Raw genomic sequence first — 24,723 nt, forward strand, 5'->3', positions numbered from 1 at the left:
TCCTTAGAATGGCATTAAAGTGCTTAAGAAAAACTTCGCCAGCCAACCCGCACTTTGTGCTTCTTGACCATCACCTTTACCTGAGTATTGAATACGCGCATTGGCAATACGATTCGACTCAACCGTATTATCTGATTTAACATCCGCGGCACGAATAATCCCCTCTATTCGCATAAACTCTTCACCCGTATTAAGAGTTAACCACTTTTCTCCCCGAACAACTAAGTTACCATTCGGTAGAACTCGCATCACATTAACCGATATATTACCGAATAAACTATTAGATTGGTTTGCTTGGCTGTCGCCTGAAAAAGAGTTACTGGAGTTCATCCCAAACTGTAAGCTTTGACTGCCAATATTAACGTTTGCTCCACCAAGTCCAACTACTGGGTCTAACGATGCTGCAGTTGACTTTCCTGTAGTTGTATTGGCTGCTTTTGTTGCAGACGTTGTTTCACGAAGTACGACTGTCAAAATATCGCCAACACGTAATGCCTTTTTATCACCATATAAATCATTTGATAAATTTGGGTTAAAAAGAGAGCCTGTTGCTACAATTTGCTCCGCTTGTTGCTCTGGATAAATAGGCGCATAGTAAGGATCGTCTTTCACGACGTTTTTGTTTTGTGTAGACACACACCCAGTTAAAAATAATGAGCCTAAAATGATTAAACCTACAATACGCATATTAACCTCCAGAATTATAATTGTTGGTTGATGTAACTCAGCATTTCATCTACTTTTGAGATGACTTTTGAGTTCATTTCATAAACACGTTGAGTTTCGATCAAATTAACCAACTCTTCGGTTACATTTACGTTAGACGTTTCTAATGCACCTTGAACAATAGAACCAAGACCGTCAACGCTTGGGTTACCCTGAACAGGCGCACCACTGACTGCCGTTTCTGTGTAAAGGTTTTGGCCAATCGGCTCAAGACCTGATGGGTTAATAAAGTCACTGATCACCAACTGACCAATCACCACATTTTCAGCTTGTCCTGCAACAGTAACTGACACTTCACCATCTTGTGAGATGCTGATTGACTTGGCATCGTCAGGCACATTCATTTCTGGTTGGATCGGGAAACCGGCCCCAGATGTTACGATCCGGCCATTTTCGTCTGTGGTGAACTGACCGTTTCGAGAATACGCAACCGTACCGTCCGGCATTTGAATTTCAAAGAAACCTGGACCTTGGATCATCCAATCCAGTGAGTTTTCAGTGCTCTGCATATTACCCTGTGAAAAGTTCTTTTGGTTTGCAACCACCTTAGAACCGGCACCTAGCATTAAACCTGACGGTAGTTCAGTATCCTGTGAAGAGCGACCACCTGGCTGATTAATGTTTTGATATAGTAAATCTTCAAAGATCGCGCGGCTCTTTTTGTAGCCAACGGTACTGGCGTTGGCAAGGTTATTCGAAATAACCGAAATATCAGTTTGCTGAGCATCTAAGCCCGTTTTACTGATCCATAATGCTGGGTTCATAACTTATACCTCACTCATCAAACAATACGAAGAAGAGTGACATGCTTTTCATCCATCTCTTCTGCTTTTTTCATTAACTTCATTTGCATTTCAAACTGGCGTTGGTGATTGATCATATCGGTCATTTCGTGCACTGGGTTTACATTAGACATTTCTAACATACCGCCCATTACTCTGGCTGTGGGCGATATATCACAGAAGCCGCAAAAGCCATCTTCTAATGCGTCTTCTTTAGGTCTAAATAATCCGTCGTTACCTTTTTGTAACTTGCTATTGTCGGCTTCGATGATTTTCAATCTATCGACAACTTCTAAAAAATTAGCAGGAGCGCCTTGTGGTCGTACTTGGATAGAACCATCATCACTGAATACCACTTTATCAACCGGGATTGGTAAAATAATTGGTCCACCTTCGCCAATAACTTGACGTCCATGACTCGTCACCAAAGAACCGTCCGTTTTTATGTTTAAAGTACCCACTTTGGTATATGCTTCCTTACCAGATACATCCAAGACACTGATCCAAGACTTTTGATCAACCGCAATATCTAAATCACGGCCAGTCTCTACAACAGCCCCCATGGTCATATTGGTGCCCGGTCGCTCTTGCATAGCGAAAACACGAGTCGGTAATCCTTCACCAAACGCTTGCATTGAACGCGCTTGTGCAAAGTCAGCTTTAAAGCCTGTGGTATTGGCATTGGCTAGGTTATTCGCTTTTAATGCCACGCCACGCAAACTTTGTTTGGCGCCAGACATTGCGATATACAGCATTTTATCCATTACATTTGGCCTAAAAATTAATCTTAAACCTAATAAAGCAATAAAGATGCCAACCTAATTTTGACGTGGAATAAAGAAAAGAAAGGCCGCAATTGCGGCCTTACGAAAGAGGTGTTTAAAATTATCGTATCTGCAAAATATTTTGCTGAAGTGTTGAGTTCACTTCAAGGGCACGAGAGTTAGCTTGGAAGTTTCTTTGTGCGCTGATCAAGTCCACCAGCTCATTGGTTAAATTCACATTTGATTGTTCAAGTGCTGACGAATTTATGGTTCCTAAAGTGCCAGAACCCGGTTCGCCCGGTATTGGTTCACCAGATGTTAAACTTTTCTTCCATGCGGTACCACCAACTTGCGATAAGCCCTGCGAATTTGAGAAACGTACCATCGCTACTTGCCCTAAGAATGAAGTATCACCATTAGAATATGATGCCACCACTTTTCCATCTGTACCAATATCAATGCCAGCCAGTCGGCCCACTGTTGCACCATCTTGCTCCAATGCTTTGACTTCAAATCGACTTGCATACTGAGTAGGTACCTTAGCAGAAGTATTGGCTGAATCACTCCAGTTCATCGTGATGTCGCTTGGAAATTGTGCACCATTTAAAAGAAGATTAGATAAGCCTACACCACCACCACCATTAGGACCAGTGATTTGAAAGTCAGGGAACGTCACGGCAGGTGGAGCCACATTAGGTAAACCTGTTGCAGTAAAATCGAGCGTATCTAGCGGAGTGTGAGCAACCCCCGTTGTTCCTCCTGCTTCTTGACCATTCAAATTAAAAGGTTTCTCATCCAATGTGCCATATACCTCCCAAGTATTTGCGGTTGCTGTTTTTACAAAAAACAGCTGAAACACATGTGGTTCACCCAATGAATCATAAATTGTGGTAGAGGTTGATGAATTATAACTCGCGCTGTCTGTTGGAGAAAATGGGGCTGTTGTTGGTTGAGAACCGCGTGCATCCAAATTCATTGATGAATATACGTTTGAAGTAAACCTAGGTGATCCTGAAGCATCAGGGATCTGTATCGGAGAAGCTGTACTCAAACTCAATGAAGTGGTGGTGCCTGTTGAGGCATCAACAGGGAAACCTTGTAGATAATTTCCCTTAGCGTCTGTAACAAAGTTATCTTTGTTTAACTTAAACGCACCAGCACGTGAATAAGAATAATCCTGTGATGCTATATCCTCGCTCAACGCAAAATAACCGTCACCTGTTATCGCTAAGTCAAGAGAATTATTGGTAAATTTTAATGAGCCCTGATGAAACTGCTGCGCAACCATAGTTGTTTGAACGCCATCACCGTTTTTAGTGGCACCAGAACTAAATACCGAAGATGCATATACATCCGCAAATTCTGCACGCGACTCTTTAAAGCCTGTAGTGTTCACGTTAGCAATGTTATTTGCTGTCACATCTAAGTCTTTTTGTGCCGCAGCTAAGCCAGTTAAAGCAATATTAAAACTCATGTTTTCACCTCTTTCACTTAAGTCAATTTTAAGTATTTAAATCTATGCAATCTCTGCCACATCTGATAATTTCACTGCACCAGAGCTCGTGTTCACAATAATGCCATTGGCACCATTAACGTTCACACTGTCAATATTTTTAAATGTCGCCATTGGAAGGCTACTGTATTCACCATTTGAACGACCTTCTGCTTTTATTGAGTAACTGCCTGCTGGCATAACCTCGCCATCGCCATTTTTGCCGTCCCACTCAAATCTAATGCCACCCGCTTTTTGCATCCCCATATCCATCTGACGAACAAGTTGTCCTCTTTCATCAAAAATACTTATTGTGAGGCTTTCTACTGGCTTCGTCGCAATAATGGACCCTTTAGCGAGTTGATCATCGCCAAATTCAATGGTGTCAGATTCTAAGAGCGCTTTTTTTCCGACTAAAGTAGACGCTTGTAGTGCAGAATTGGATGTCATTGAATTCGATAGCATATCGAACTTCTCATTCAGACCTGAGATCCCCTCTGCCATAGTGAAATTAGTCATCTGCGAAATCATCTGGTCGTTATCAGCAGGCTTACTTGGATCTTGATAAGACAACTGCTGCGTTAACAATGAAAAGAAGTCTTCCTGCGTCAAAGCGTCATTCTTCTTTTCTGTTTGTGCTGATTTATTTTGCTCAGACCAACGTAACGAATCCAATTGTGAAGATACGGAATTTATATCGTTACTCATCGGCTATACTCCCACTAGCGCTGACCAAGTAATAAAGTTTTGCTGAGCATTTGTTTCGCTGCATCAGCTACTTGGACATTGGTTTGGTACGAACGTGACGCGGAGATCATGTTTGCCATTTCTTCTACCACATTCACATTTGGTTTATAGATGTACCCGTCTTTATCAGCACTTGGGTGATTTGGGTTGTACTCAACCTGTAAAGGTTTATCACTCTCAACGATGCCTAGCACTTTAACCCCAACCGATGCATTAAGCTGGCCCGGATTTTGTGCCTCAGACGCTTTTGTTAGTTCTGCGGCAAATACTGGGTGCCTCGCTCGATACACCTTGTCTTGACTTGAACTAATACTGTTTGCATTTGAAATATTACTGGCTGTGGTATTCAATCGAATATTTTGAGCACTCATTCCTGAGCCAGCTATATCGAAAACGTTATATAAGCTCATAATTATGCTCCTTGACTACCTAAGGCTTTTTTCAAACCTTTAAACTTGCCGGTTAAAAATTGCAAACTTGCCTGATACTCTAATGCGTTTTGTACATACAAGTTTCGTTCCACCTGTATATCAACCGAGTTACCATCACCCGTATCCGCTTGATTTGGTTTGCGAAATAGTTCAACACTGCTATTTAATTGGCTACCACCATGCATATGTTTACTGTCTGTTCTTTGCATTGAATTGCCGCGTTGTTGAGATGACGTTGCCGCTTTGAATGCTTGGGCAAAGTCGATATCTTTTGCTTTATATCCTGGTGTGTCTGCGTTAGCGATATTGCTTGCTAACATTTCTGCACGCTGTGAACGGATCAACATAGTATGCTGATGTACACCCAATGCTTTATCAAAACTAATTGCCATGACACGACTCCAAAAAATTGACTCTACTTCGATAAAGCAGTTATCGTGCCAAAATATAATATTTTAATTATCAGTGGGTTGAAATAGAAAATAGAGGGGAATGGTGGAAATAAAAAGCGGCAATGAATATTGCCGCTTTAAAAATTAAGTTTTTTTACGATAAATAATACCCGGATTACACCTTATCATTTCAAACTCATCACTTAATCCAGCCATAGATTCTGAGGCTCCTAAAAACAGATAACCTTGCGGGTTAAGTGCTTGAGCAAACTGTGAGATGATTTTAGCTTTAATCTCAGGTGAAAAGTAAATAAGTACATTACGGCAAAAAATGACATCAAATTTACCCATTAAAGAATAAGAGTCGAGTAAATTCAAATGTCTAAAGTTAACCATACGTCTAATTGGATCGGCAACCTTGGCCATGCCATTGCCACTGTCTTGAAAGAATTTTTGACGTCGTTCAACCGATAACCCTCTAGCCAAAGCCAAAGAGTCATACTCAGCGTTTTTGCACATATCTAGCATGGTATTAGAAATATCAGTACCAACGATCTGAACACCCATTTTCAGCGCTCCAGGGGCTTGTGACTGATACTCTTGTGTAGCCATGGCGATAGAATATGGTTCTTGTCCTGAAGAACTTGCAGCTGACCAAATTTTAATACCACGTCGAAGGTCTTTAAACTCAGGGTAAATCTTGTTTTTCAAAAGTTCAAAAGGATATGTGTCTCTAAACCACAAGGTTTCATTAGTTGTCATTGCATCGACAACTGCTGCTCTTAATTGACGCTCATGTGGGCTAAGTGTTTTAGCAACTAAAGCAGATAATGAATCTACGCCAAAACGTGCCATTAAAGGCGCTAAACGGCTTTTAACTAAATACAGTTTATTATCTCCAAGCACAATACCACATTGCTGCTCTAGAAATGTTCTAAACTGATCGTATTCGCCTTGCTGAAGATTTTTATTTTCCAAGTTAATACCGCCGTTACCTAATCACAATGAACCCATTTTTTCACCGCTGAAGCTAATTCATCAGGGTTAAACTTAGCAATAAAGTCGTCTGCACCAACTTTTTCAATCATTGCTTGGTTGAATACTCCACTTAAGGAAGTGTGAAGAATAACGTGCAAAGGGGCGAGTTTAGAGTCTGCCTTAATTTCTGCTGTCAATGTATAACCATCCATCTCAGGCATCTCAACATCAGAGATTAGTAGCGCTACTCTCTCTGTAATGTCATTTTGACAATCTTCTTCAGAAATTTCTTTCAGACGTATTAACGCTTCTTTACCATTTTTAGCAAGCTCAGTTTGAACACCAAGAGGTTCAAGGGCACGCTTTACCTGGTTACGAGCAACAGCAGAGTCATCTGCAATAAATACAATGCGTTCACCTAAGTCTTTTTGCATCTCTCCATCTGACACAATGTCTTCGCTTACTTCGGTATTAACAGGGCAAATTTCATTAAGGATTTTTTCAACATCCAAAATTTCAACTAACTCATTTTCAATTTCTGTAACGGCAGTAAGATAAGAGTAACGACCAGCACCATCTGGCGGAGGCATGATTTTTTCCCAGTTCATATTAACGATACGCTCTACTGCACCAACTAAAAATCCCTGAACTGAGCGGTTATATTCAGCAATAATGATAAAGCAATCTTGAATATTTTCGATTGGAGGGCCGCCAACAGCCAATGACATATCTATGACTGAGATGGTTTGACCACGTATATGTGCAACACCTCTAATGTAGGAATTAGATTTTGGCATACTCGTAAGCGGCGGACATTGCAGCACTTCTCTTACTTTAAATACATTAATGCCAAATCTTTGACGACCTCTCAGTCGAAAAAGTAACAACTCTAGGCGGTTTTGCCCAACCAACTGTGTTCGCTGGTTTACCGAGTCTAAAACACCTGCCATTTCAATCTCCTACATTTCGGTCATCTTGGCTAAATATACTACAAACTAAGGCAATAAATTGATATTAACCTTGATGCAATACTATATTTCACGCACAATCTTTATACCTTGTTTCTCCAAATAAGCATAGTCGAAACATCATGAGTTTGTTAAAAAAAACCAAAACATATCAGATTTTTTGCGCACTCGCCTGTTTTGTGACCAGCCTAAGTAGTCAAGCTCAAGTTTATTTAAACCAACAACTCGAAACTGGTGCTGAAACCTATATAAGGGATCAGATTAAGTTTAAAGTGGGCACTCGTATCGAAATAAATGCCCTCCCTTTAGATAATAGATTGAAGTCCAGAAAATGCGCCTCTCCTTTACTTTTTTCTTCAAATGCAACCCCCCCTTTTAACCGCCAAGTTACTGTGCGTATAAAATGTGAAGACCTTGCATCTTGGACACAATTTGTGCATGTAAGAATTGAAGAGCTCTTCCCTGTAATTGTGACTACACAAAATATCAATAAAGGTGAACTGATAACGGCAGAATCGATAACCACAGAATTCAAACCAAAACATTTTGTCAGGGCCAGTAATTTAGACACGGAAGAAAATCTTATTGGTAGCCGAAGTAAAAGAGTAATAAGAACTGGAGCATCCATCGGACTACATCATATCTGCATGGTCTGCAAAGGCGACAACGTAACCATCTATGCTAAAACTCGTACTCTAACAATAAAAACGACAGGGATTGCACTCCAAGATGGAAACATTGGTGAGCAAATAAGAGTTAAAAATCAAAAGTCTGGAAAAACTATCTCAGCAAGAGTAAAAGATATAGAATCTGTAGAGGTTAATATTTAATTTTTTTGCTAAAGTTATACACTAATGGGCCGATATAAAGGCATGAGTAATTTTAGGGTCAATTTTCATGGTTAATAATGTAAAAGGGCAACCTCAGTCCAACATCACGCTTAATAATATTAAGCAACAAAAAGCTGAATTACAAAAATCGGATGCTAATCAAGCCGCTGTTTCCGCAAAAGCACCACAAAAGGCTGCAACTGATTCTGTAAGCTTAACGCCACAAGCGCAACAACTTAAGAGCTTACAAGAAAAAGCGCAGCAGCAACCTGCTTTTGATAGCAAGAAAGTTGATGAGCTTAAAAAAGCCATTAGCGAAGGTAAGTATCAGGTAGATGCTGAAAAACTCGCAAAAAATATTGCAGCATTCGAGTTTGATGTCTATGGATAATCAAGTAGCTCTTTGCCAACATAAATTAGAAAGCCAACTTCAGCAACTAAATGATTTGACCCTAATTCTTGATGCTGAACTTAATGCGCTTTCTAGTCGAAAAGGTGACGGGCTTAAAGAAATTGCCAGAGAAAAGCTGATGTTATTAAATGCGATACAAAAGCTTGATAAAGAACTTTCTGGTTTTGCTTCTGAATTATTCTCCCATGAAGCCATTATTCCGATCACTAAGTCTATAAACGAAAAACTACTTAACTGTAAAAAACAAAATGATGTCAATGCTCAGGCAGCACACCAAGCTAATCTGGCCGTAAGAGAATTAAAAAATATATTAATTGGCGCACCATCTTCAGTTACCTATGGACAAGACGGTGCTGTTATCAATGCTGAAGCAAAGCTTGTTAAAAATATTAAAGCCTAGTCAACCATTACCTTAATAATAAATAACTCTTTTAACCTTTCTTGGTTTAATTGTACTGATATATAGTTCATGTACCTTTTTCATATCAAGCTCTAACTCAGTTGCGTAAGTATCTCCCACAGAATACGTTTTTACAATTTTAGCGCCTTTAATTAAACCGCCCACTTTACTTGAAAGCCCATCAGTTTGTGCGATAGCCCCTTTTACAGTCATTGTGGAGCTCAGCTTTTGTCCATGAACTTGCTCTGCGAGCTCCCTGTAAGCCTCTAACTTTGATACCTTGATTGCCATTAACATTTTCTGCGAGTCTGACTCACCAGGTTGACTACTCAAAGGTGCATAACCGACAGCTCTTAACACAGGGTAGTAGTCTGGCTCTTCGTATGTATACTCTATTTGCTTATCAAAAACTGAACTGCAGCCAGTAGATAAAAGTAACCCACCTACTAATAGAAAAATTGATTGTCTATTTTTCATTCTATGTAACCTCTTATGCCCTTCTCTTAATCAATGCATTTTTCGCGCCAAAAAAGATGGTATAGCTATTGCTAATTCAACTATCAAGTACAGTTTGAGATCTATGTGATGAAACAAATACTATTTATAACGCTACTTATTATAAGTACACATGTGCGAGCTGAATGGTTTGAAGTGATAGGGTATGGCGGAATTGTTGATGGTAATACTACCATTGCCAGACAAGCTGCTGTGAAAGATGCGATAACCCAAGCCCTTATATTTTCAGGAGCAACCGTCAGCAGCGTTCAGACAGTTGCTGACGGCGTATTAGAGCAGGACGAGCTAAAAATAAAGACGCATGGACAGATCCAACATGTGAATCTCATTAATGAACAACAACAAGGTGATAAATATTCTGTCACTTTGCATTTAGATATTGTTTCACAACAAAGCCAATGTATTGAATCCCAATTCAATAAACAAATAACTGTCACGCAAAGTCAACTTGTACAGCCTAGTCAAGCAAGGTTAGGTCAAATTTTTGACTTTCCAAAAGCGGGCTCTCAAAGGTTGTTTAACACATTAAATGAAAGAAAAAATGGCGTCAAAATGATCCCGTATATTGATAAGAAGATTCATGTGCGCGATTTCTTTGCACAACAATTTGATTATAACGCTTCATTAATTGAGTCTTTAAGTCAAAACAGCAACAGCCAATTTGTGTTACTGAGTCAAATCACAGATATCACAGAAAGTCGCAAAATGAATAATGATTATGCATTCTGGCAAGATGATGCTTATATGCGTAATTTCAAAATTGATTTTTCTTTATACGATGCTCAGTCAAAAGAGCAAGTATGGATGCAGCACTACAGTACACAAGGTATTTGGCCATTTAAAAAAACGGATATTGTCGATGTAGAAAGCGAAAAGTTTTGGCTGACTGACTATGGCCAAAAAATACAAACCATATACAGCAAACTAAGCCAAGACTTAAATACTGCTGTCAGCTGCTTAGAAACGTCAGGTAAGATCCTAATGATTGATCAAGACAGAGTCGTCATTAATCTAGGCAAAAGCCATGGACTTGAAGTTGGTCAAACGCTTGCGATTTTGTATAGAAGTAATTTAACGGCTGCCAATGGGATCCAGTTTGCTCATCAAAGAAATACCATTGAACAAATTGTCATTGAGCAAGTGAATATGCAAAGTGCAATAGCTAGAAACCTGAGCGATCGACCTCTTAGCAACATTCAACTCAATGATATAGTAAAAGTCATAATTAATGAGCCTGAATCATTCACTTTAGACTAAGCTTATTATCAAACTTTAACTTTATATAAGGGCAATCTACTTTTTAGATTGCCCTTATTCGTTTTACTCACTTTATTTCGTTCATTTAAGATTGATAATAGGTGTATTCATTTAAGAGGAAATTAATATGTTAGAAAATAGAGAAGGACAGTCAATTCCGTCAGTTTCATTTGCAACCCGTATCGGCAATGATTGGAAGACAGTAACAACCGATGACTTATTTAAAGGGAAATCGGTTGTTGTATTTTCAATTCCTGGTGCATTTACCCCAACCTGTTCGTCTACACACTTACCGCGATATAACGAGTTAGCAAATGCGTTCAAACAAAACGGCGTAGACGACATCATTTGTTTATCAGTAAACGATACCTTCGTTATGAACGCCTGGGCGAAAGATCAAGAAGCTGACAATATCACCCTACTCCCTGACGGTAACGGAGAGTTCACTGCTGGTATGGGTATGCTTGTAGATAAGGCTGATTTAGGATTTGGTAAACGAAGCTGGCGTTATTCTATGCTGGTTAAAGATGGTGTTATTGAAAAAATGTTTATTGAGCCTGATGTACCTGGCGACCCTTTTGAAGTATCTGATGCTGATACCATGCTTGATTACATCAACCCAGAGTGCGAAAAGCCTCAACCTATTAGTCTATTTACAAAACCTGGTTGTGGATACTGTGAAAAAGCGAAAACTCACCTAAAGAGTAAAGGCGTTCAATTTGAAGAGATTGTTCTAGGCCGTGATGCTAGCCTGACGAGTTTAAAAGCGATCTCAGGCCAAGAAACTGTGCCACAAGCATTTAAGGCAGGAAAGTATATTGGTGATTCAAAGGCTATTCTGTCGTATTTCTAATTTATAAATTTATCAAAGTAAATAACAAGGAGGTTATTGCTTAACTTAGTAAAAAGTAGAGGTTTTGATGACAACGTCTATATTGAAGAGTAAATGGCGGAGTGGACGGGACTCGAACCCGCGACCCCCGGCGTGACAGGCCGGTATTCTAACCAACTGAACTACCACTCCGCAGTGGTGGGTATTTATAGAGCCACATATTTGACTCTTAGATATCAAATGGCGGAGTGGACGGGACTCGAACCCGCGACCCCCGGCGTGACAGGCCGGTATTCTAACCAACTGAACTACCACTCCGCATAGATATCTTATTTTTTCATTTGCATTGGCGGAGTGGACGGGACTCGAACCCGCGACCCCCGGCGTGACAGGCCGGTATTCTAACCAACTGAACTACCACTCCACGAGCAAATAATTTCGATTAAAACCTTGGCGGAGTGGACGGGACTCGAACCCGCGACCCCCGGCGTGACAGGCCGGTATTCTAACCAACTGAACTACCACTCCACTGAGTTTTAATCTTTTCCTAATTGGCGGAGTGGACGGGACTCGAACCCGCGACCCCCGGCGTGACAGGCCGGTATTCTAACCAACTGAACTACCACTCCACACATAGGAAAGGGTGCCTAAAGGCGTTTTGTAAGATTGGCGGAGTGGACGGGACTCGAACCCGCGACCCCCGGCGTGACAGGCCGGTATTCTAACCAACTGAACTACCACTCCAGCGCGACTTACAAATTTTAGAATAATTGGCGGAGTGGACGGGACTCGAACCCGCGACCCCCGGCGTGACAGGCCGGTATTCTAACCAACTGAACTACCACTCCGCGTTATTCTTGTTGTCAGGTTGCTCCCTGACAGCGGCGTGAATAATACGAATCGACCTGTTTAGAGTCAACTGTTTTTTTTAAAAAAACAGCCTTTTTTAGTCACCATCCATAGAAAGGTTCAAAATATCACCTGATTTGTCATTTTTTGAACCATTTGATTCTTTCTCATTTTTATTCTCTGTTTCGTCCTCATCCGATATTTTCTTTTTCTTAAATGACGGCAAGGACAGCTTAATTTTGATTGGTTTATTTTGTACAAAAATACGAATGGCAAGCCAGCCAAGTAACATCACTAGAATATTACCTAGAGCAATTATGCCAATTAATAAGCCGGTACTCATTGTCGGCTCAGGTTCTGCCGGGGGGAGCTGAGAAAGTATAGGGTTTACTTTTGGCGCTTGTAACTCAGGAACTTTTTCAATCGACCTTTCTATTTCAAAATTATAAACAGGTAACTTAGCCATAAACTCACGACCGTTTATGTTTTCCCCAAAAACAGATAATTCAACTTGGTAACGACCCCAATCATAGTTACTAATTACAAGTTTACGGTACAAGCGAGCTTCTGGGTCGAGTGTAAAAACTTGTTCCTCACCATTAGGGTAATAGATCTTCCCCTGGAAGATGATGGTTTCAGGTTTAATAATATCTTGATCAAGATTAATAAGTAGCTCATGACTTGATGCAGCATTACGACCGAGTGACAGTTGATAATCAAATGGCGGTTCAGCTATGACAATTGGCGCATGAACTACTCGACGTTTAAGAATGGGCGTTTCTATATGAAACTCAGGCTGCCATTCTCCTGCTGGGAAAACAAGTTTAAACTCTCCGGTAAAAATACCATCCATCGGGCGTTCGTCAAAGTCTCTACCATCGTCCTTAAACTCTGTAACACTTTTAGTTCCTGCACCAAAATTGTCATAAAGGTCATTATTAGTACTTACAAACTCGACAATAAGGCTGACGACATCTCTAAAGTAACCAACATCAATAGGCTTTCCATCATTTGTCACTTTACCTGTAACTTTCAGCGTTTCGCCTCGAAACATCAATGCAGGCAAAGGCTCAACAACTAGTTCGATATCTCCCAACACCATAATCCGACTGTCTTGCTGGATTCTACCTATGACTTGCCAAGGACCTGGCGTTGGGTTTTCAATGGTAATTAAGTCATAACTTGATTCATCAAACCATTCCAACTGCTCATCTTTCATTGCGTGATGTGCATAGTATTTGCTGCCATCAGGTTTGACTAAGATGACCGCTGGTGAGCCTGGCTTACGAAAGAAAAGTAAAGTGATCTTTTCAACTTTATGATCAATACGGAAGCGATTATCTAACAGCGGAACTTCATTTACTTTGCGATTATTCTTCAACAACGTAATAGATGGGGTTGTTGTAAGTGCAATACATTCATGAACAAACAATAAGAGCAGCACTAACAATAATCGCTTCATATAAAATTTACCTTAATTTTGTTGCCAAAGAGTCTCGCCATTTTTATTAACGACTTTCAGCCTTTCTTCATGTGCTATTACTTCATCGGCAGAAGCTTTAACAACTTTAAGTGCCGGACGGTTATCAGCCAAACGTCTAATACTGGTGTTATCAGTTTGCGATGTGTCTTCGGTATTATTTGCCAAATTCATTTTTACTTGACCGCCCGTCATCGCTAAATAAACGTCAGCTAAAATCTCGGAATCCAGTAATGCGCCGTGCAGGGTACGTTTTGAATTATCGATATCATAACGTCGGCACAATGCATCTAGGCTATTCTTCTGACCTGGGTGCAGATTTCTCGCCATCACAAGCGTATCTAACACTTCGCAATATTCGTGAGTGTTGGGGTAGCCTTGCTGTAACAGCGCAAATTCGTTATCCATAAAGCCAACATCGAACGGTGCATTATGAATAATGAGCTCTGCCCCTTTAATATACTCAAAGAACTCTTGCGCTACTTGATGATAAAGCGGCTTATCTCTTAGAAATTCATTGGTAATACCGTGGACATCGATTGCCTCCTCTTCAATATCACGCTGAGGATTGATGTACACATGAAAGTTATTTCCTGTTAAACGGCGATTAATAAGTTCAACACACCCAATTTCAATGATCCTATGGCCTGCTTTCGGATCGATACCTGTGGTTTCAGTATCTAGGACTATTTGTCTCTTTAACATATCGTCTGCCTGTTAACTTTGCTATTGTTAGCAACTAATCACTTTATTCTACATAAAAACAGGCTAATTCGTGCAAAAAAGCGTAGAGATTTATACCGATGGTTCATGTTTAGGCAATCCAGGACCTGGTGGGTATGGCATTTATCTTCATTATCAAGGTCATGAAAAAACGCTTTCTCAGGGCTACAAACTCACTACCAATAATAGAATGGAGATGCTCGCTGCCATTGTTGCACTCGAAACCCTTAAACGACCTTGCACAGTCGTACTACATACCGACAGCCAATATGTTAAACAAGGCATCGAGTCTTGGGTTGCAGGTTGGAAAAAGCGTAACTGGCTTACTTCCGCAAAGAAGCCAGTTAAAAACGTTGATTTATGGAAGCGCCTAGATGAGGCCTGTCAAAGACATGACATAGAGTGGCGTTGGGTAAAAGGTCACAGTGGCAATAAATATAATGAAATCGTAGATGACTTGGCTAGAGAAGCTGCGGGTAGTTCAAAACTGCTTGAAGATGAAGGATATCAAGCAGCTTAAATTTTGTTGTTAGTGAGACTTGTCTCTAGTTTGTCTCAGCCCCGCATTTTTAACCGCAGGTGCCCATTTAGGCCTTGCGTGCCACTTAGGTTTAATAGGTGTTAAAGGTGCGACCCGCTTTCGTGCCACCAGCATATAACAGCTGCCCATAGGTTTTAAATAGTGGCGACAAAAACGCCGCCAAGGCGCAAAACGGGATAAACGGCTGCCACGTGCCAACGACGCATAGACAAAGCGCTCATCACTGATTATTTCAAACCCTAATAAATCTAACCAATCTTTTACTCGAGCAGGTGTAAAAAAGCGCCCTGACCAGGGCAGTTTTTGTGAGCTAAACGGCAATAAATTCGCCAATCCACACAAACTGAATGGGTTAAACCCTGAAATAACCAAGTAACCACCAGGAATTAAAGTACGATGCGCTTCACGTAGAATATGATGAGGATCACTTTCATATTCTAAACTATGGGCCAGCACACATACATCAACACTGTGCTCCGAAAAAGGCAGTTCATCAGTTTCAGCAACCACACTGGTTTTCTTACATTGGTTGGGAGATACATTTACTTGATGAGGGATCACACATTTTGATGTATCAAGCTGACCACTTAATGAGCCTAGTTTTAGTAAGTGATATCCAAACATCCTCGGTAACCAGGCTTTCATTCTTCGCTCTAAGCCGACTTTTATATAATCGCCATGTGGAAAGTCAGACCAAGTTAATGGTTTTGGTCCAGACCGAAAACTTAATGCTGGTTTCATTATTGATGCTCGTTATACTAAACCCATCTACACTTTATAGAGCAAATACTTATGGTGCAAGTTGATCCAATTAAAGCTTTTTCTGATAACTATATCTGGGCGTTGAAAAAAGAAAATAAAGTCTGGGTTGTTGACCCTGGGCAAGCTGAACCAGTATTTGATTATTTAAAACAAACTCACACAACGCTGGCTGGTATTCTAATCACCCACCATCACTGGGATCATACCAATGGCGTTAAGGCTTTACTTAATACGTTCAAAAACATTCCTGTTTATGGCCCTGAGAACTCCCCTTTTGAGGGTATCTCACACAAATTAAATGACAGTGACGAAATAACCGTTGCTGATATAAACTTTAAAATCATCTCAACGCCAGGGCACACTTTAGATCACATTTGTTATATAAATGATGCTTTTTGCTTTACCGGTGATACCTTGTTTAGTGCTGGCTGTGGTCGATTATTCGAAGGCGATGCTGAAATGATGTGGCATTCTTTAGCAAAGTTTGGCGAATATAGCGATGACACGCTAATCTACTGCACCCATGAATACACGCAAGCCAACCTTAAATTTGCTTTAGCTGTTGAACCTAACAATGCAGACTTATTAGCGTATATCGAAAAAGTACAAAAGCTTCGAGATGATAATCAGCCAAGTTTACCGACACATTTTGGCCTTGAGCGGGCTGTAAATCCCTTTTTAAGAGCCTCTGAAGAAAATAGCCTTGTACATGTACCTAAGCATTTAATTCAAGATACAAATGAAAACTGGCAAAAATTTGCAGCTTTAAGGGCTTGGAAAGATGAATTTTAACCAAGTTACCATGTGATTACTTTAAATAACGCAAGAGAATCTGTAGAATCGAGCGGTTTTTGCTCGAATATGAATCACTATGAAAAAGTCTGCAAGTTTAGTCTTAACGCTCTCTTTGTTAACGGGTTGTCAAACCCTAACTGACACACCAAAAGATCAATCAGAGATCACCAATACGGCTGCTAATGAAAACCTAGCAAGCCCTCTAGATATTAGCGAAGCGCTTGCTAATTCAATCACAGAACCAGTAGAAGCAGACGAACCGGCTCCTGTATTCGATGATGTGTGGGAACGTATTCGTTACCAACTCTCAATTCCAGTGCCGCAAAACCGCCCTGTTGTGGCTGAGAGAAACTATTATCAACGCCATCAAAAATATCTAGACCGTATATCAAAGCGTGCAGAGCCGTATCTATATTTTATTGTTGAAGAAGTAGAAAAACGCCAAATCCCAATCGAAATAGCTCTACTTCCCATCGTTGAAAGTGCGTTCGACCCATTCGGCTACTCGCATAGAAGTGCGTCAGGTATCTGGCAGTTTATGCCACAGACGGGAGAGCGTTTTAACTTACATCAGAACTGGTGGTATGACGGTCGCCGAGACATAGTACAGTCAACGCGTGCAGCTTTAGACTATTTGAGTTATCTGCATAAAACTTTAGAAGGTGATTGGCTGAATGCCATTGCAGCATACAACTCAGGTGAAGGGCGCGTCTTAAAAGCCATCAGAAAGAATCGTAAAAAGCATTTACCAACTGACTTTTGGTCGCTTGATTTACCAAGAGAAACGACGGCTTACGTACCTAAGTTATTGGCGTTATCAGATCTGTTAAAACGACAAGAAGAGTTCAATGTTACTTGGAAGCCAATTATTAATGCGCAGGTAGTTGAGATTGTCGATGTCGGCTCACAAATTGATTTAGCGCTTGCCGCTGACATGGCTGATTTAAGCCTCACTGAATTATACCGTTTAAATCCTGGTTTTAACCGCTGGGCAACCGCACCTGACGGTCCGCACCAATTACTGATCCCCAGTGATAAAGCGGATGCATTTAAAAACAAACTCGCACAAACACCAGTAAAAGACAGATTGCGTTGGCAATACTACACGGTGAAACGCGGTGACACTCTATCTGTGATTGCTAAAAAGTTTTCGACGAGTAGTAAAACCATTCAATCTCTTAATAAGCTTGAGACCCACATTATCCGTGTTAACCAAAAGCTGCTTGTTCCTCTAAGCGATGGAAAAATCAATAGTGAACACTTACCAGAATCAGTCAGAGTTGCCGCGAATAAATCTACTCGAGCTAAGAAAACACATACGGTGAAATCTGGTGACACATTGTGGGATATCAGCCGAGAGTATGATGTAACAGTAAAGCAACTTGCTAACTGGAATAAGCTAAAAACCAACAGCGTATTAAAGCTCGGCCAAAAGCTCACAATTTATCAAACAAAAGAAGCAAGCAAACCTACCGGATTAGTTTCTACTACCCGAACCATTACTTACAAGGTTAGGCGTGGTGATTCTTTAGCTCGTATTGCTTCAAAATTTAACTTAACGGTAAAAGAAATTGTTGAGTGGAATAACTTATCTGGACAAAAATATCTTCAGCCGGGGCAAAAGTTAAAGCTAAAAGTCGATGTAAAACGCACATCTTAAAAAGATGCACTAAAAAGAGAAGCACCTGTAGGTGCTTTTCTTTTTAGATAGGCTCGAACTTATAGCCAGCTCCATAAATCGAATGAATAAAATTAGCTTCAGGTGCAATGCTCTGTAATTTTTTACGAAGTTTCTTGATGTGGCTATCAACCGTTCTATCGCTGACTATCCGGTCGTCTGAATAAATATGATCCATCAGTTTATCACGACTGAAATTACGCCCTGGGTGTACATACATGGCTTTAAGTAATAGAAACTCAACGTGTGTGAGTGCAATGCTTTCATTGTTGAACCTTGCCATAAATGTTTGCTCATCAACTTCTAAGCCATGAAGAGCTTCTTGGTTTTGCTCTGCAGTATAATTTACTCGACGCATGATCGCTTTTACTCTGGCTACAACTTCTCTTGGGCTATAAGGCTTACAGACATAATCATCCGCACCAACTTCAAGACCAATTAACCTATCAATTTCTTCAACCTTAGCTGTCGTCATAATGATGGGTGTCTGGTTTTGAGCCCTGATCTGCTTACACAAAGTTATACCATCAACGTTAGGTAACATGATATCTAACAGCACCATACAGGGCTTATAGCGCTCAAATGCTGTCATTACTTCGCCACCATCAGTAACGACATGACATTCAAAGTCTGAAGCTGATAAGTATTTTGCTAAAATCGAAGCCAGCTTTTCTTCATCTTCAACAATAAGGACCGAATCTGCAGTCACCATTTAATTTTCCTTATATTTGAATTCTATCGTCAATTTTAATCCACCAAGCTTACTTTGCTCTGCGTGAACTTCGCCATTATGCGCCATAATAATATTCTGGCATATCGCCAAACCAAGCCCTGAACCACCTGTTTTACGGTTTCTGGCTGAGTCTGTTCTGTAGAGTCGATCAAAGAGGTGTGACAGCTGTTCAGACCCTACTCCTGGACTGCTATCTTGCCATATAACTTGGACCCCTTGCCCAATTCTGTTCACTTTAATGTCTAACATCCCCTTGTTTTCTGGCGATGCATCCGTATAACGTAAAGTGTTTTGCAATAAGTTATCGAATAACTGTCCTATACGATGTGCATCACAGAACAAGAAGCATCTGGGGCTGAAATCAAGCTGTAAATCAAAGTGACTAAGTTCACTTTTTCTTTTTTCAAGACTGCGCTCTATAAGTTCAGGCAGTACCATTTGCGACTTTTCATAGGACAACGACCCCCTATCTGACATCGAAAGCTGGTGAAGATCGTTTACTAATTTGGTAAGTCGTATGATCTCTGCATGCAATGAATCAAGTTGCGCTTCATCTGCTTCTATGACACCGTCAATCATGCCCTCAATTTCAGCTTTAATGACAGCAATCGGGGTTCTTAATTCGTGAGAAATATCAGCTATCCAACGTTGTCGAGCAGTCAAATTATCAGCCAATGTTTTTGCCAGCAAATTCATGTCACTTTCAAGCTGACCTAATTCATCTCTGCGAATGATTTGTTTTGATAACGAGTAATCCCCACTGGTGAGTTTCTTTGTTCTTTGCCTTAATGCAAGTATTGGCCTAACTAAATATTTACTAAAAGGGATAGATAATAAACAGGTCACCACAAAGGCAATAATAGCAATGACAACAAAGTGTTGACGTTGCTGCTTGGCAAATAGTGTTTCAAACTTTCCCGTTACCATCGAGCCATTTTCAACACCTATATAGCCAATTTTATCTCTTTCCTTCTCTGGCCAATACACAGGGATCCAAAGGGCATCTTTAACCATTGCAGGCCTACCAACTAACAGCTTACCATTTTGTGCTTTGAAAAATAGTTTATCCGAGGGCCCCCTGCCTCTTCGCTCTCCTCGAGGAGGTGGGCGCATCTCCTTGCTAGTCTTTGGACGTTTTTTAGGTAAGGCCTCATTGGCAGCACTTACTTGATGGTAAGTTCGCATTAAGTTTTTCCAATGTGGCGATCTTCTATCTAGCCAGTCAACACTCTGTTGCGATTCCATTGTTTGCTGGAAGGCTTCAAGGACTGGCTCGAGACGCGCTTTAGTTTGACTTTGTACATAGTCAGAAAAGCTTTTATCAAATGCTATCTGATTAGCCACAAATATAGCCAACACCAATGTTGAATTAGCTAAAAGCAGCATAATTAATATTTTTATGCGAATAGGTAATCTAAGCGTCTTCATTTTAACTTCAAGAAATTGACTCAAGATCATGTTCTGCCATGAATGTGTAAAGAATGTGGAAGTAACAGGCGCAGTTAACTCTTTTCCTAAGCCTCGAATTTGCTACTATAAACTAAATTTAAAAAAGTTCCCGAATACAGTGCAAAACCAAACACTTCAGAGATTCATTTCTTATATAAAGTCACAACAAGTAGATAAACTGCCTGAGTTTTATAGCCAGCTTAGCGACTCTGATTGCGTGATTGTATTAAAGTTCTGTTTCGAGCAGGCAATAAAGAACCAAGAGACCTACATATTCTTTCAAGACCTTTGCAAACAGCTAATTACAACAAAAGAAGTACTTCCTGAAGGGCTGATCACTGGCATTAATACACTAGAGCGACTGGCATTTTTCTCGAATGCACTCACTGAAATTGAGGGCTATAAGCAAGCTAACAGACAAGGCAACACGGTTATTCATGCGCTTTGCTCTAACGCTCAGCAAACACAATGGCCGTTTAACTTTTTAAGGTCTCTTATGCTATTTGAAAGAAATGAATCACTTGCTCACGCTCTTGGGCATAAGAATCATCAAAGCATGCGCCCTATCGATTGTTATCTTGCATTTAATCATAACTTAGCCACATTGCCAGATCATGAATTTACTGCTCTTTTAGCCCTTATTGAAATACAGTCAAAAACGTCTCAGCAAAGCGAACCGGGTCTATTACATGCGATATGTCAGTTTTTAGTTAAGGAGAAAGTAAATGAACAGCTAGACAATGTGCATCAACGCGTATTACTCATCGCTAGCTGTTTTCAGACACGTGTTGAAACCGTGTGTACACTTTTGAAGATTTAGGCCTTTTCAACCGCTTCTAGCTTGTTTCGTTTGATATACTTATCGCCAAACTGATAAAGAAATAAGCTAAGCAATATCATAGTGCCGCCAATTAAAAGCGATGACGTTAAAACTTCATCATTCAATAACGCGCCCAGACTTACTGCAAAAACAGGGGTGATCAAAGTCGTCAGGGCAACTGTGCTTGCCGGTAATTTTTGCAGCACATGAAAATAAGCTAAGAACCCTAACAATGAGCCAAAAAGTGCCAAGTAACCCGTTGCTAAAATAGACTTCATTTGCCATTGCTCATAATTAATCTCACCACCTGCTGCTAACCAAATCATTGCAAAAACAGGCGTCACAAATGCCAATGCTCCTAGCGTTGTTGCCATTGGGTGGATTGCAATTGGTACTGTCTTTATCATGACGCCACTTAAACTAAAACTTGTTACTGCCATGAGCACATAGATAATCCCTTCAACAGGTACATCCAATTGCTGAATTTGCGTTTTACACACTAAAAACAAGCCGAGTATAGAGAACAATAAGGCAATTAGTTTGACGGGTGTAAAAGCGTGTTCTGATAATATTTTTTGCGCAAAAAGACCCGAGATTATTGGCGCAAGGCCAAACACAAGAGAAATCACACCGGAAGGCACAGTCTGAGCTGCCAAATAGCTGAAAAGCATACCCACTACTATGCCAGCAGCAGAATAGAAATATAACAAGCAGGACTTTTTCGACCACGGCACATGTATTTTTAGAGTAAACACAGTGATGATGGCAAGCACCAATGCAATCAACATACGTAGAAAAACACTTAGTGTCGGTGGCATAGTCTCGGCGCTCCAGACAATACCAAGCGGTGTTGTTGACCAAACTAAGATCACAAATAGATACGACCCCTGCACGGGCATAACTTTTCCTTGGGAATAAAACATTGAAGAGGGCGAAATTATACTGACTAAAATGCTCAAATGTTATCGCTATATTAGTCTTATCAAACAGTTTTATGTAACGATACATTAATGAAGATAATAACTGCTTTAATGAAGATAATAACTGCTTTAATCAACATATACATCTGATAGACATATCTGCAATTTTTAATATCATGACCCTTCATTCGGAGGAAACATGACAATTACCGTCTATATCATCACCGCTGTTCTTTTCAAACTATCAATTCTTGGCTTTGGCATATTATCTGTAGTGACTGCTTTTATTGGCTTGCTACTTTTAAAAGTCATGCACAAAAAACTTTCAGAGTTATTGATAATTAGGTTTAGTAAAAAGTTTAAAATAGCACTTTGGGGGCACACCAGCGTTTACATTGCTTTTATCGGAAAAATGCTATTTATTGACGACTTCAGTGATGTTCCTACATTTCTGGCCAGTCATCTTGTTATTCACCATATGGTAAGCGCCTTAATTGCTGCGACTTTAATGATTATGAGCCTCAGAACTTACAACCAGCTTAAAGTAAGTAACTCGAATACGAATTAGATAAAATAAAGAATGTCACTCACACTTTTAAAACCCAAATCTAGTGGTGAGTGGTATGAATAAAAAGTAGGGTTGCGGTCCCTATAATTTTAGGTATTTCTTTAATCTTAGTTGCAAATACATTCAGCATCTTAAAACTTGAATTTTTGATTTGGGATTACTATTTCTTAGTCAACAAAAGCCAGCAACGCATTACTCTAATTTCCAACGCAGAATCATCTTTCAAAAGCTAAGTTCAAGCATGGAAAAACCTTCTACTCAGAAATGAAGAAAAGTATTGGCAAGAATTCCTTTCTCTTCATAAAAGTGTGCAGAAAGATTTGAAGCAACTGCAAACTTTTGAAGAAGGAGGTTGGACTACTCGATTTATTAATCAGCACCAAGCTATGCTAAAAGCTTATGAGAAAGCTCAGAGGAGCTTTGTTCTAAATAAAAACTATAAACAAGGCGATACAATGGTAAGAGGCATTGACAGAGATTTTGCTCAAGAACTTATAGACAAAAGAAGCGCAGTAACTAAGCACTTTATTGAGGTCCAAAGCAACCTAGAACAACAGCAATCTATTGTTATGACTGTCTATCCAATAATGTCATTCTTCATAGCGATAGTTGCAATAGTCGGTATTCTACTTTTTATACACAAAGCAATTATCTTACCTCTTCGAAACTTAATAGATAAAACAGTTGAGATCTCTAATGGGAAATATGTTTTGCACATGGATTACCCTTTCAATGATGAAGTAGGTCAACTCAGTCAAGCCATAACGGAAATAAAAAATCATATTGTTGAAGCTATCTCAAACATATCTGTTGTAAAATGAGAAGTTGAAGATGCATTTGAAGCGAATAGATCACGTTAGTAATGAAATAAGCAGAGGATCAGAAGAACAAGTCGCATGTTCTCAAACTATGGAAAGTACCATTAATGGATTATCTGAAATTGCATTAAGGTTGCAAGGGCTTACTCAACAAGCTTTGCAATCAACTACCCCAGTTACACAAAAAGCGAATAACTGCGGAATTACTATGGAGCTGTCGGCTAATAGCATGAAGGAGCTTGTTAGAGAGGTAGAAAATACATCGATCGTCATCGACTCTTTAGAATCCAAAGCTGCAAGTGTTAGCGGTGTACTCGATATGATTGGTTCTATCGCAGAACAAACTAACTTACTCTCACTCAATGCCGCAATCGAAGCAGCAAGAGCTGGAGAAGCAGGCAGAGGCTTTGCTGTTGTGGCAGATGAGGTAAGAAGCCTTGCTTCTAAAACACAGAAATCAACAATGAGTATTACCTCTGTTATAAATGAGCTTCATGCTACATCAAAACAGGCTGTAGCTGCAATGCAGCATGAAATTAAAATAACAGCTGATAACGTAGAGAAGAGCCAAGATGCACAAATAGCATTGAAGGAGATTCTCCAAGAAATGGAGCAAATGAAAAGTCTAAACCAGCAAGTTACAGACTCTGCCAGTGAGCAAACAAAGATATCAGAAACTCTTCATAAAACATTAATTCAACTCCAAGTTATTTCTGACGATTATAAGAAATTGGCGTAAATCGACAACGTATCCCGTACTGTGGCAAATGCAAATCGAGACCTAACGAAAATGGTTGAAGACCTAAGACGTAACCTATCCCATCAAGAAGCAGAGCTTTTTTAGGATTTAGTTTAAAGTTGATAACGACGAATTATGCACAAGGTGAAGTCAGCTAGTTTAGCTTGAGTTGAGGCCTTATTTATTAACTATTATGAAAAGTGTTTCAGATTGAAGAGAGTGGCTACTGTGAAGGCTGCTCTCTTCACCTTGCGCTAATTCATCTTTTTATCACAATGCATCACCTCATCACTGTGCAGGACGATTTAGCACCCTAAACGC

General features: G+C 40.1%; 28 protein-coding genes and 7 tRNA genes. 12 read left to right on the forward strand and 23 right to left on the reverse strand.

The window, feature by feature from the left end; genetic code table 11:
- Positions 1-3: 3 nt before the first annotated feature.
- The 9 genes from flgH to CWB72_RS01335 form a co-directional block, all read right to left on the reverse strand.
- The gene (gene flgH, locus CWB72_RS01295) at positions 4-687 is read right to left on the reverse strand and encodes a flagellar basal body L-ring protein FlgH (protein ID WP_058029158.1); all 684 of its coding nucleotides are present in this window, start codon (positions 685-687) and stop codon (positions 4-6) included.
- Between the two features lie 14 nt (positions 688-701).
- Positions 702-1,490, reverse strand: a complete 789-nt coding sequence (flgG, locus tag CWB72_RS01300) for a flagellar basal-body rod protein FlgG (RefSeq protein ID WP_130256153.1) — start codon at positions 1,488-1,490, stop codon at positions 702-704.
- Between the two features lie 17 nt (positions 1,491-1,507).
- Entirely contained in the window at positions 1,508-2,272 is a 765-nt protein-coding gene (locus CWB72_RS01305; RefSeq protein WP_138569046.1) for a flagellar basal body rod protein FlgF, read from the reverse strand.
- Positions 2,273-2,393: 121 nt separating this feature from the next.
- Positions 2,394-3,746: a flagellar hook protein FlgE gene (gene flgE / locus CWB72_RS01310; RefSeq protein WP_138628669.1), complete on the reverse strand. Its 1,353-nt coding sequence runs from the start codon at positions 3,744-3,746 to the stop codon at positions 2,394-2,396.
- Between the two features lie 42 nt (positions 3,747-3,788).
- Positions 3,789-4,472, reverse strand: a complete 684-nt coding sequence (locus CWB72_RS01315) for a flagellar hook assembly protein FlgD (protein ID WP_138628671.1) — start codon at positions 4,470-4,472, stop codon at positions 3,789-3,791.
- Positions 4,473-4,486: 14 nt separating this feature from the next.
- Positions 4,487-4,921: a flagellar basal body rod protein FlgC gene (gene flgC, locus CWB72_RS01320; RefSeq protein ID WP_130256149.1), complete on the reverse strand. Its 435-nt coding sequence runs from the start codon at positions 4,919-4,921 to the stop codon at positions 4,487-4,489.
- A gap of 2 nt (positions 4,922-4,923) precedes the next feature.
- Positions 4,924-5,334, reverse strand: a complete 411-nt coding sequence (flgB, locus tag CWB72_RS01325; RefSeq protein ID WP_138569049.1) for a flagellar basal body rod protein FlgB — start codon at positions 5,332-5,334, stop codon at positions 4,924-4,926.
- Positions 5,335-5,478: 144 nt separating this feature from the next.
- Positions 5,479-6,312, reverse strand: a complete 834-nt coding sequence (locus CWB72_RS01330) for a CheR family methyltransferase (protein WP_138569050.1) — start codon at positions 6,310-6,312, stop codon at positions 5,479-5,481.
- A gap of 17 nt (positions 6,313-6,329) precedes the next feature.
- Entirely contained in the window at positions 6,330-7,262 is a 933-nt protein-coding gene (locus CWB72_RS01335) for a chemotaxis protein (RefSeq protein ID WP_138628673.1), read from the reverse strand.
- 140 nt (positions 7,263-7,402) lie between these two features.
- On the opposite strand from CWB72_RS01335, the gene flgA reads away from it, so the two are divergent.
- The 3 genes from flgA (at position 7,403) to flgN (ending at position 8,922) form a co-directional block, all read left to right on the forward strand.
- Entirely contained in the window at positions 7,403-8,110 is a 708-nt protein-coding gene (gene flgA, locus CWB72_RS01340; RefSeq protein ID WP_138628675.1) for a flagellar basal body P-ring formation chaperone FlgA, read from the forward strand.
- 67 nt (positions 8,111-8,177) lie between these two features.
- Positions 8,178-8,501, forward strand: coding sequence for a flagellar biosynthesis anti-sigma factor FlgM (gene flgM / locus CWB72_RS01345; RefSeq protein ID WP_138628677.1), 324 nt, complete (start codon positions 8,178-8,180; stop codon positions 8,499-8,501).
- Complete coding sequence (gene flgN / locus CWB72_RS01350) at positions 8,494-8,922, forward strand: flagellar export chaperone FlgN (RefSeq protein ID WP_138628679.1); 429 nt, start codon at positions 8,494-8,496, stop codon at positions 8,920-8,922. Before flgM ends, flgN begins: the two co-directional genes overlap by 8 nt.
- A gap of 12 nt (positions 8,923-8,934) precedes the next feature.
- Here flgN and CWB72_RS01355 read toward each other — a convergent pair whose 3' ends face one another.
- Positions 8,935-9,399: an LPP20 family lipoprotein gene (locus tag CWB72_RS01355; protein WP_138628681.1), complete on the reverse strand. Its 465-nt coding sequence runs from the start codon at positions 9,397-9,399 to the stop codon at positions 8,935-8,937.
- Between the two features lie 108 nt (positions 9,400-9,507).
- Here CWB72_RS01355 and CWB72_RS01360 point away from each other — a divergent pair, with 108 nt between their 5' ends.
- Positions 9,508-10,695: a flagellar assembly protein T N-terminal domain-containing protein gene (locus tag CWB72_RS01360; protein WP_138628711.1), complete on the forward strand. Its 1,188-nt coding sequence runs from the start codon at positions 9,508-9,510 to the stop codon at positions 10,693-10,695.
- A 127-nt stretch (positions 10,696-10,822) separates the two neighbouring features.
- Positions 10,823-11,548 (forward strand): glutathione peroxidase, encoded by a 726-nt coding sequence (locus CWB72_RS01365; RefSeq protein ID WP_138628683.1) that lies wholly within the window; start codon positions 10,823-10,825, stop codon positions 11,546-11,548.
- Between the two features lie 94 nt (positions 11,549-11,642).
- On the opposite strand, the gene CWB72_RS01370 is transcribed toward CWB72_RS01365, so the two are convergent.
- The 9 genes from CWB72_RS01370 to dnaQ form a co-directional block, all read right to left on the reverse strand.
- Positions 11,643-11,719 (reverse strand) — tRNA-Asp (locus CWB72_RS01370).
- A gap of 49 nt (positions 11,720-11,768) precedes the next feature.
- Positions 11,769-11,845 (reverse strand) — tRNA-Asp (locus tag CWB72_RS01375).
- Between the two features lie 29 nt (positions 11,846-11,874).
- Positions 11,875-11,951: transfer RNA gene (locus CWB72_RS01380), tRNA-Asp, on the reverse strand.
- Between the two features lie 27 nt (positions 11,952-11,978).
- Positions 11,979-12,055: transfer RNA gene (locus CWB72_RS01385), tRNA-Asp, on the reverse strand.
- Between the two features lie 24 nt (positions 12,056-12,079).
- Positions 12,080-12,156: transfer RNA gene (locus CWB72_RS01390), tRNA-Asp, on the reverse strand.
- A gap of 38 nt (positions 12,157-12,194) precedes the next feature.
- A tRNA-Asp gene (locus CWB72_RS01395) sits at positions 12,195-12,271 on the reverse strand.
- 27 nt (positions 12,272-12,298) lie between these two features.
- Positions 12,299-12,375 (reverse strand) — tRNA-Asp (locus tag CWB72_RS01400).
- 98 nt (positions 12,376-12,473) lie between these two features.
- Positions 12,474-13,838 (reverse strand): TIGR03503 family protein, encoded by a 1,365-nt coding sequence (locus CWB72_RS01405; RefSeq protein WP_138628685.1) that lies wholly within the window; start codon positions 13,836-13,838, stop codon positions 12,474-12,476.
- Between the two features lie 12 nt (positions 13,839-13,850).
- Positions 13,851-14,561, reverse strand: coding sequence for a DNA polymerase III subunit epsilon (gene dnaQ / locus CWB72_RS01410; protein WP_138628687.1), 711 nt, complete (start codon positions 14,559-14,561; stop codon positions 13,851-13,853).
- Positions 14,562-14,631: 70 nt separating this feature from the next.
- Here dnaQ and rnhA point away from each other — a divergent pair, with 70 nt between their 5' ends.
- Positions 14,632-15,099, forward strand: a complete 468-nt coding sequence (gene rnhA / locus CWB72_RS01415) for a ribonuclease HI (RefSeq protein WP_138484728.1) — start codon at positions 14,632-14,634, stop codon at positions 15,097-15,099.
- Positions 15,100-15,108: 9 nt separating this feature from the next.
- Here the strand turns inward: rnhA and CWB72_RS01420 are convergent, their stop codons facing one another.
- Positions 15,109-15,861 (reverse strand): class I SAM-dependent methyltransferase, encoded by a 753-nt coding sequence (locus CWB72_RS01420; protein WP_138628689.1) that lies wholly within the window; start codon positions 15,859-15,861, stop codon positions 15,109-15,111.
- 51 nt (positions 15,862-15,912) lie between these two features.
- Between CWB72_RS01420 and gloB the strand changes: the two genes are divergently transcribed.
- Positions 15,913-16,674 carry a hydroxyacylglutathione hydrolase gene (gene gloB, locus CWB72_RS01425; RefSeq protein WP_138628691.1) on the forward strand — a complete coding sequence of 254 codons (762 nt, stop codon included), beginning with the start codon at positions 15,913-15,915 and terminating at the stop codon, positions 16,672-16,674.
- 79 nt (positions 16,675-16,753) lie between these two features.
- Positions 16,754-18,337 (forward strand): lytic transglycosylase, encoded by a 1,584-nt coding sequence (locus CWB72_RS01430; RefSeq protein WP_138628693.1) that lies wholly within the window; start codon positions 16,754-16,756, stop codon positions 18,335-18,337.
- A gap of 43 nt (positions 18,338-18,380) precedes the next feature.
- Here the strand turns inward: CWB72_RS01430 and CWB72_RS01435 are convergent, their stop codons facing one another.
- On the reverse strand, positions 18,381-19,067 hold the full coding sequence (locus CWB72_RS01435) for a response regulator (RefSeq protein ID WP_138628695.1): 687 nt from the start codon (positions 19,065-19,067) through the stop codon (positions 18,381-18,383).
- Positions 19,068-20,516, reverse strand: a complete 1,449-nt coding sequence (locus tag CWB72_RS01440; protein WP_138628697.1) for an ATP-binding protein — start codon at positions 20,514-20,516, stop codon at positions 19,068-19,070.
- A gap of 55 nt (positions 20,517-20,571) precedes the next feature.
- Between CWB72_RS01440 and CWB72_RS01445 the strand changes: the two genes are divergently transcribed.
- Positions 20,572-21,357: a hypothetical protein gene (locus CWB72_RS01445; protein ID WP_138628699.1), complete on the forward strand. Its 786-nt coding sequence runs from the start codon at positions 20,572-20,574 to the stop codon at positions 21,355-21,357.
- Here the strand turns inward: CWB72_RS01445 and CWB72_RS01450 are convergent.
- Positions 21,354-22,256 carry a DMT family transporter gene (locus CWB72_RS01450; protein WP_130256132.1) on the reverse strand — a complete coding sequence of 301 codons (903 nt, stop codon included), beginning with the start codon at positions 22,254-22,256 and terminating at the stop codon, positions 21,354-21,356. The two genes, CWB72_RS01445 and CWB72_RS01450, sit on opposite strands and share 4 nt — an antisense overlap.
- A 220-nt stretch (positions 22,257-22,476) precedes the next feature.
- Here CWB72_RS01450 and CWB72_RS01455 point away from each other — a divergent pair, with 220 nt between their 5' ends.
- From CWB72_RS01455 to CWB72_RS20815, 3 genes are all read left to right on the forward strand, one after another.
- The gene (locus tag CWB72_RS01455; RefSeq protein WP_138628701.1) at positions 22,477-22,845 is read left to right on the forward strand and encodes a hypothetical protein; all 369 of its coding nucleotides are present in this window, start codon (positions 22,477-22,479) and stop codon (positions 22,843-22,845) included.
- A gap of 320 nt (positions 22,846-23,165) precedes the next feature.
- Complete coding sequence (locus tag CWB72_RS20810; protein ID WP_252371467.1) at positions 23,166-23,666, forward strand: hypothetical protein; 501 nt, start codon at positions 23,166-23,168, stop codon at positions 23,664-23,666.
- A 10-nt stretch (positions 23,667-23,676) separates the two neighbouring features.
- Positions 23,677-24,402 (forward strand): methyl-accepting chemotaxis protein, encoded by a 726-nt coding sequence (locus tag CWB72_RS20815; RefSeq protein WP_252371468.1) that lies wholly within the window; start codon positions 23,677-23,679, stop codon positions 24,400-24,402.
- Positions 24,403-24,723: the final 321 nt, after the last annotated feature.

It is taken from the genome of Pseudoalteromonas phenolica (assembly GCF_005886345.1).
GTDB lineage: Bacteria > Pseudomonadota > Gammaproteobacteria > Enterobacterales > Alteromonadaceae > Pseudoalteromonas > Pseudoalteromonas phenolica_A.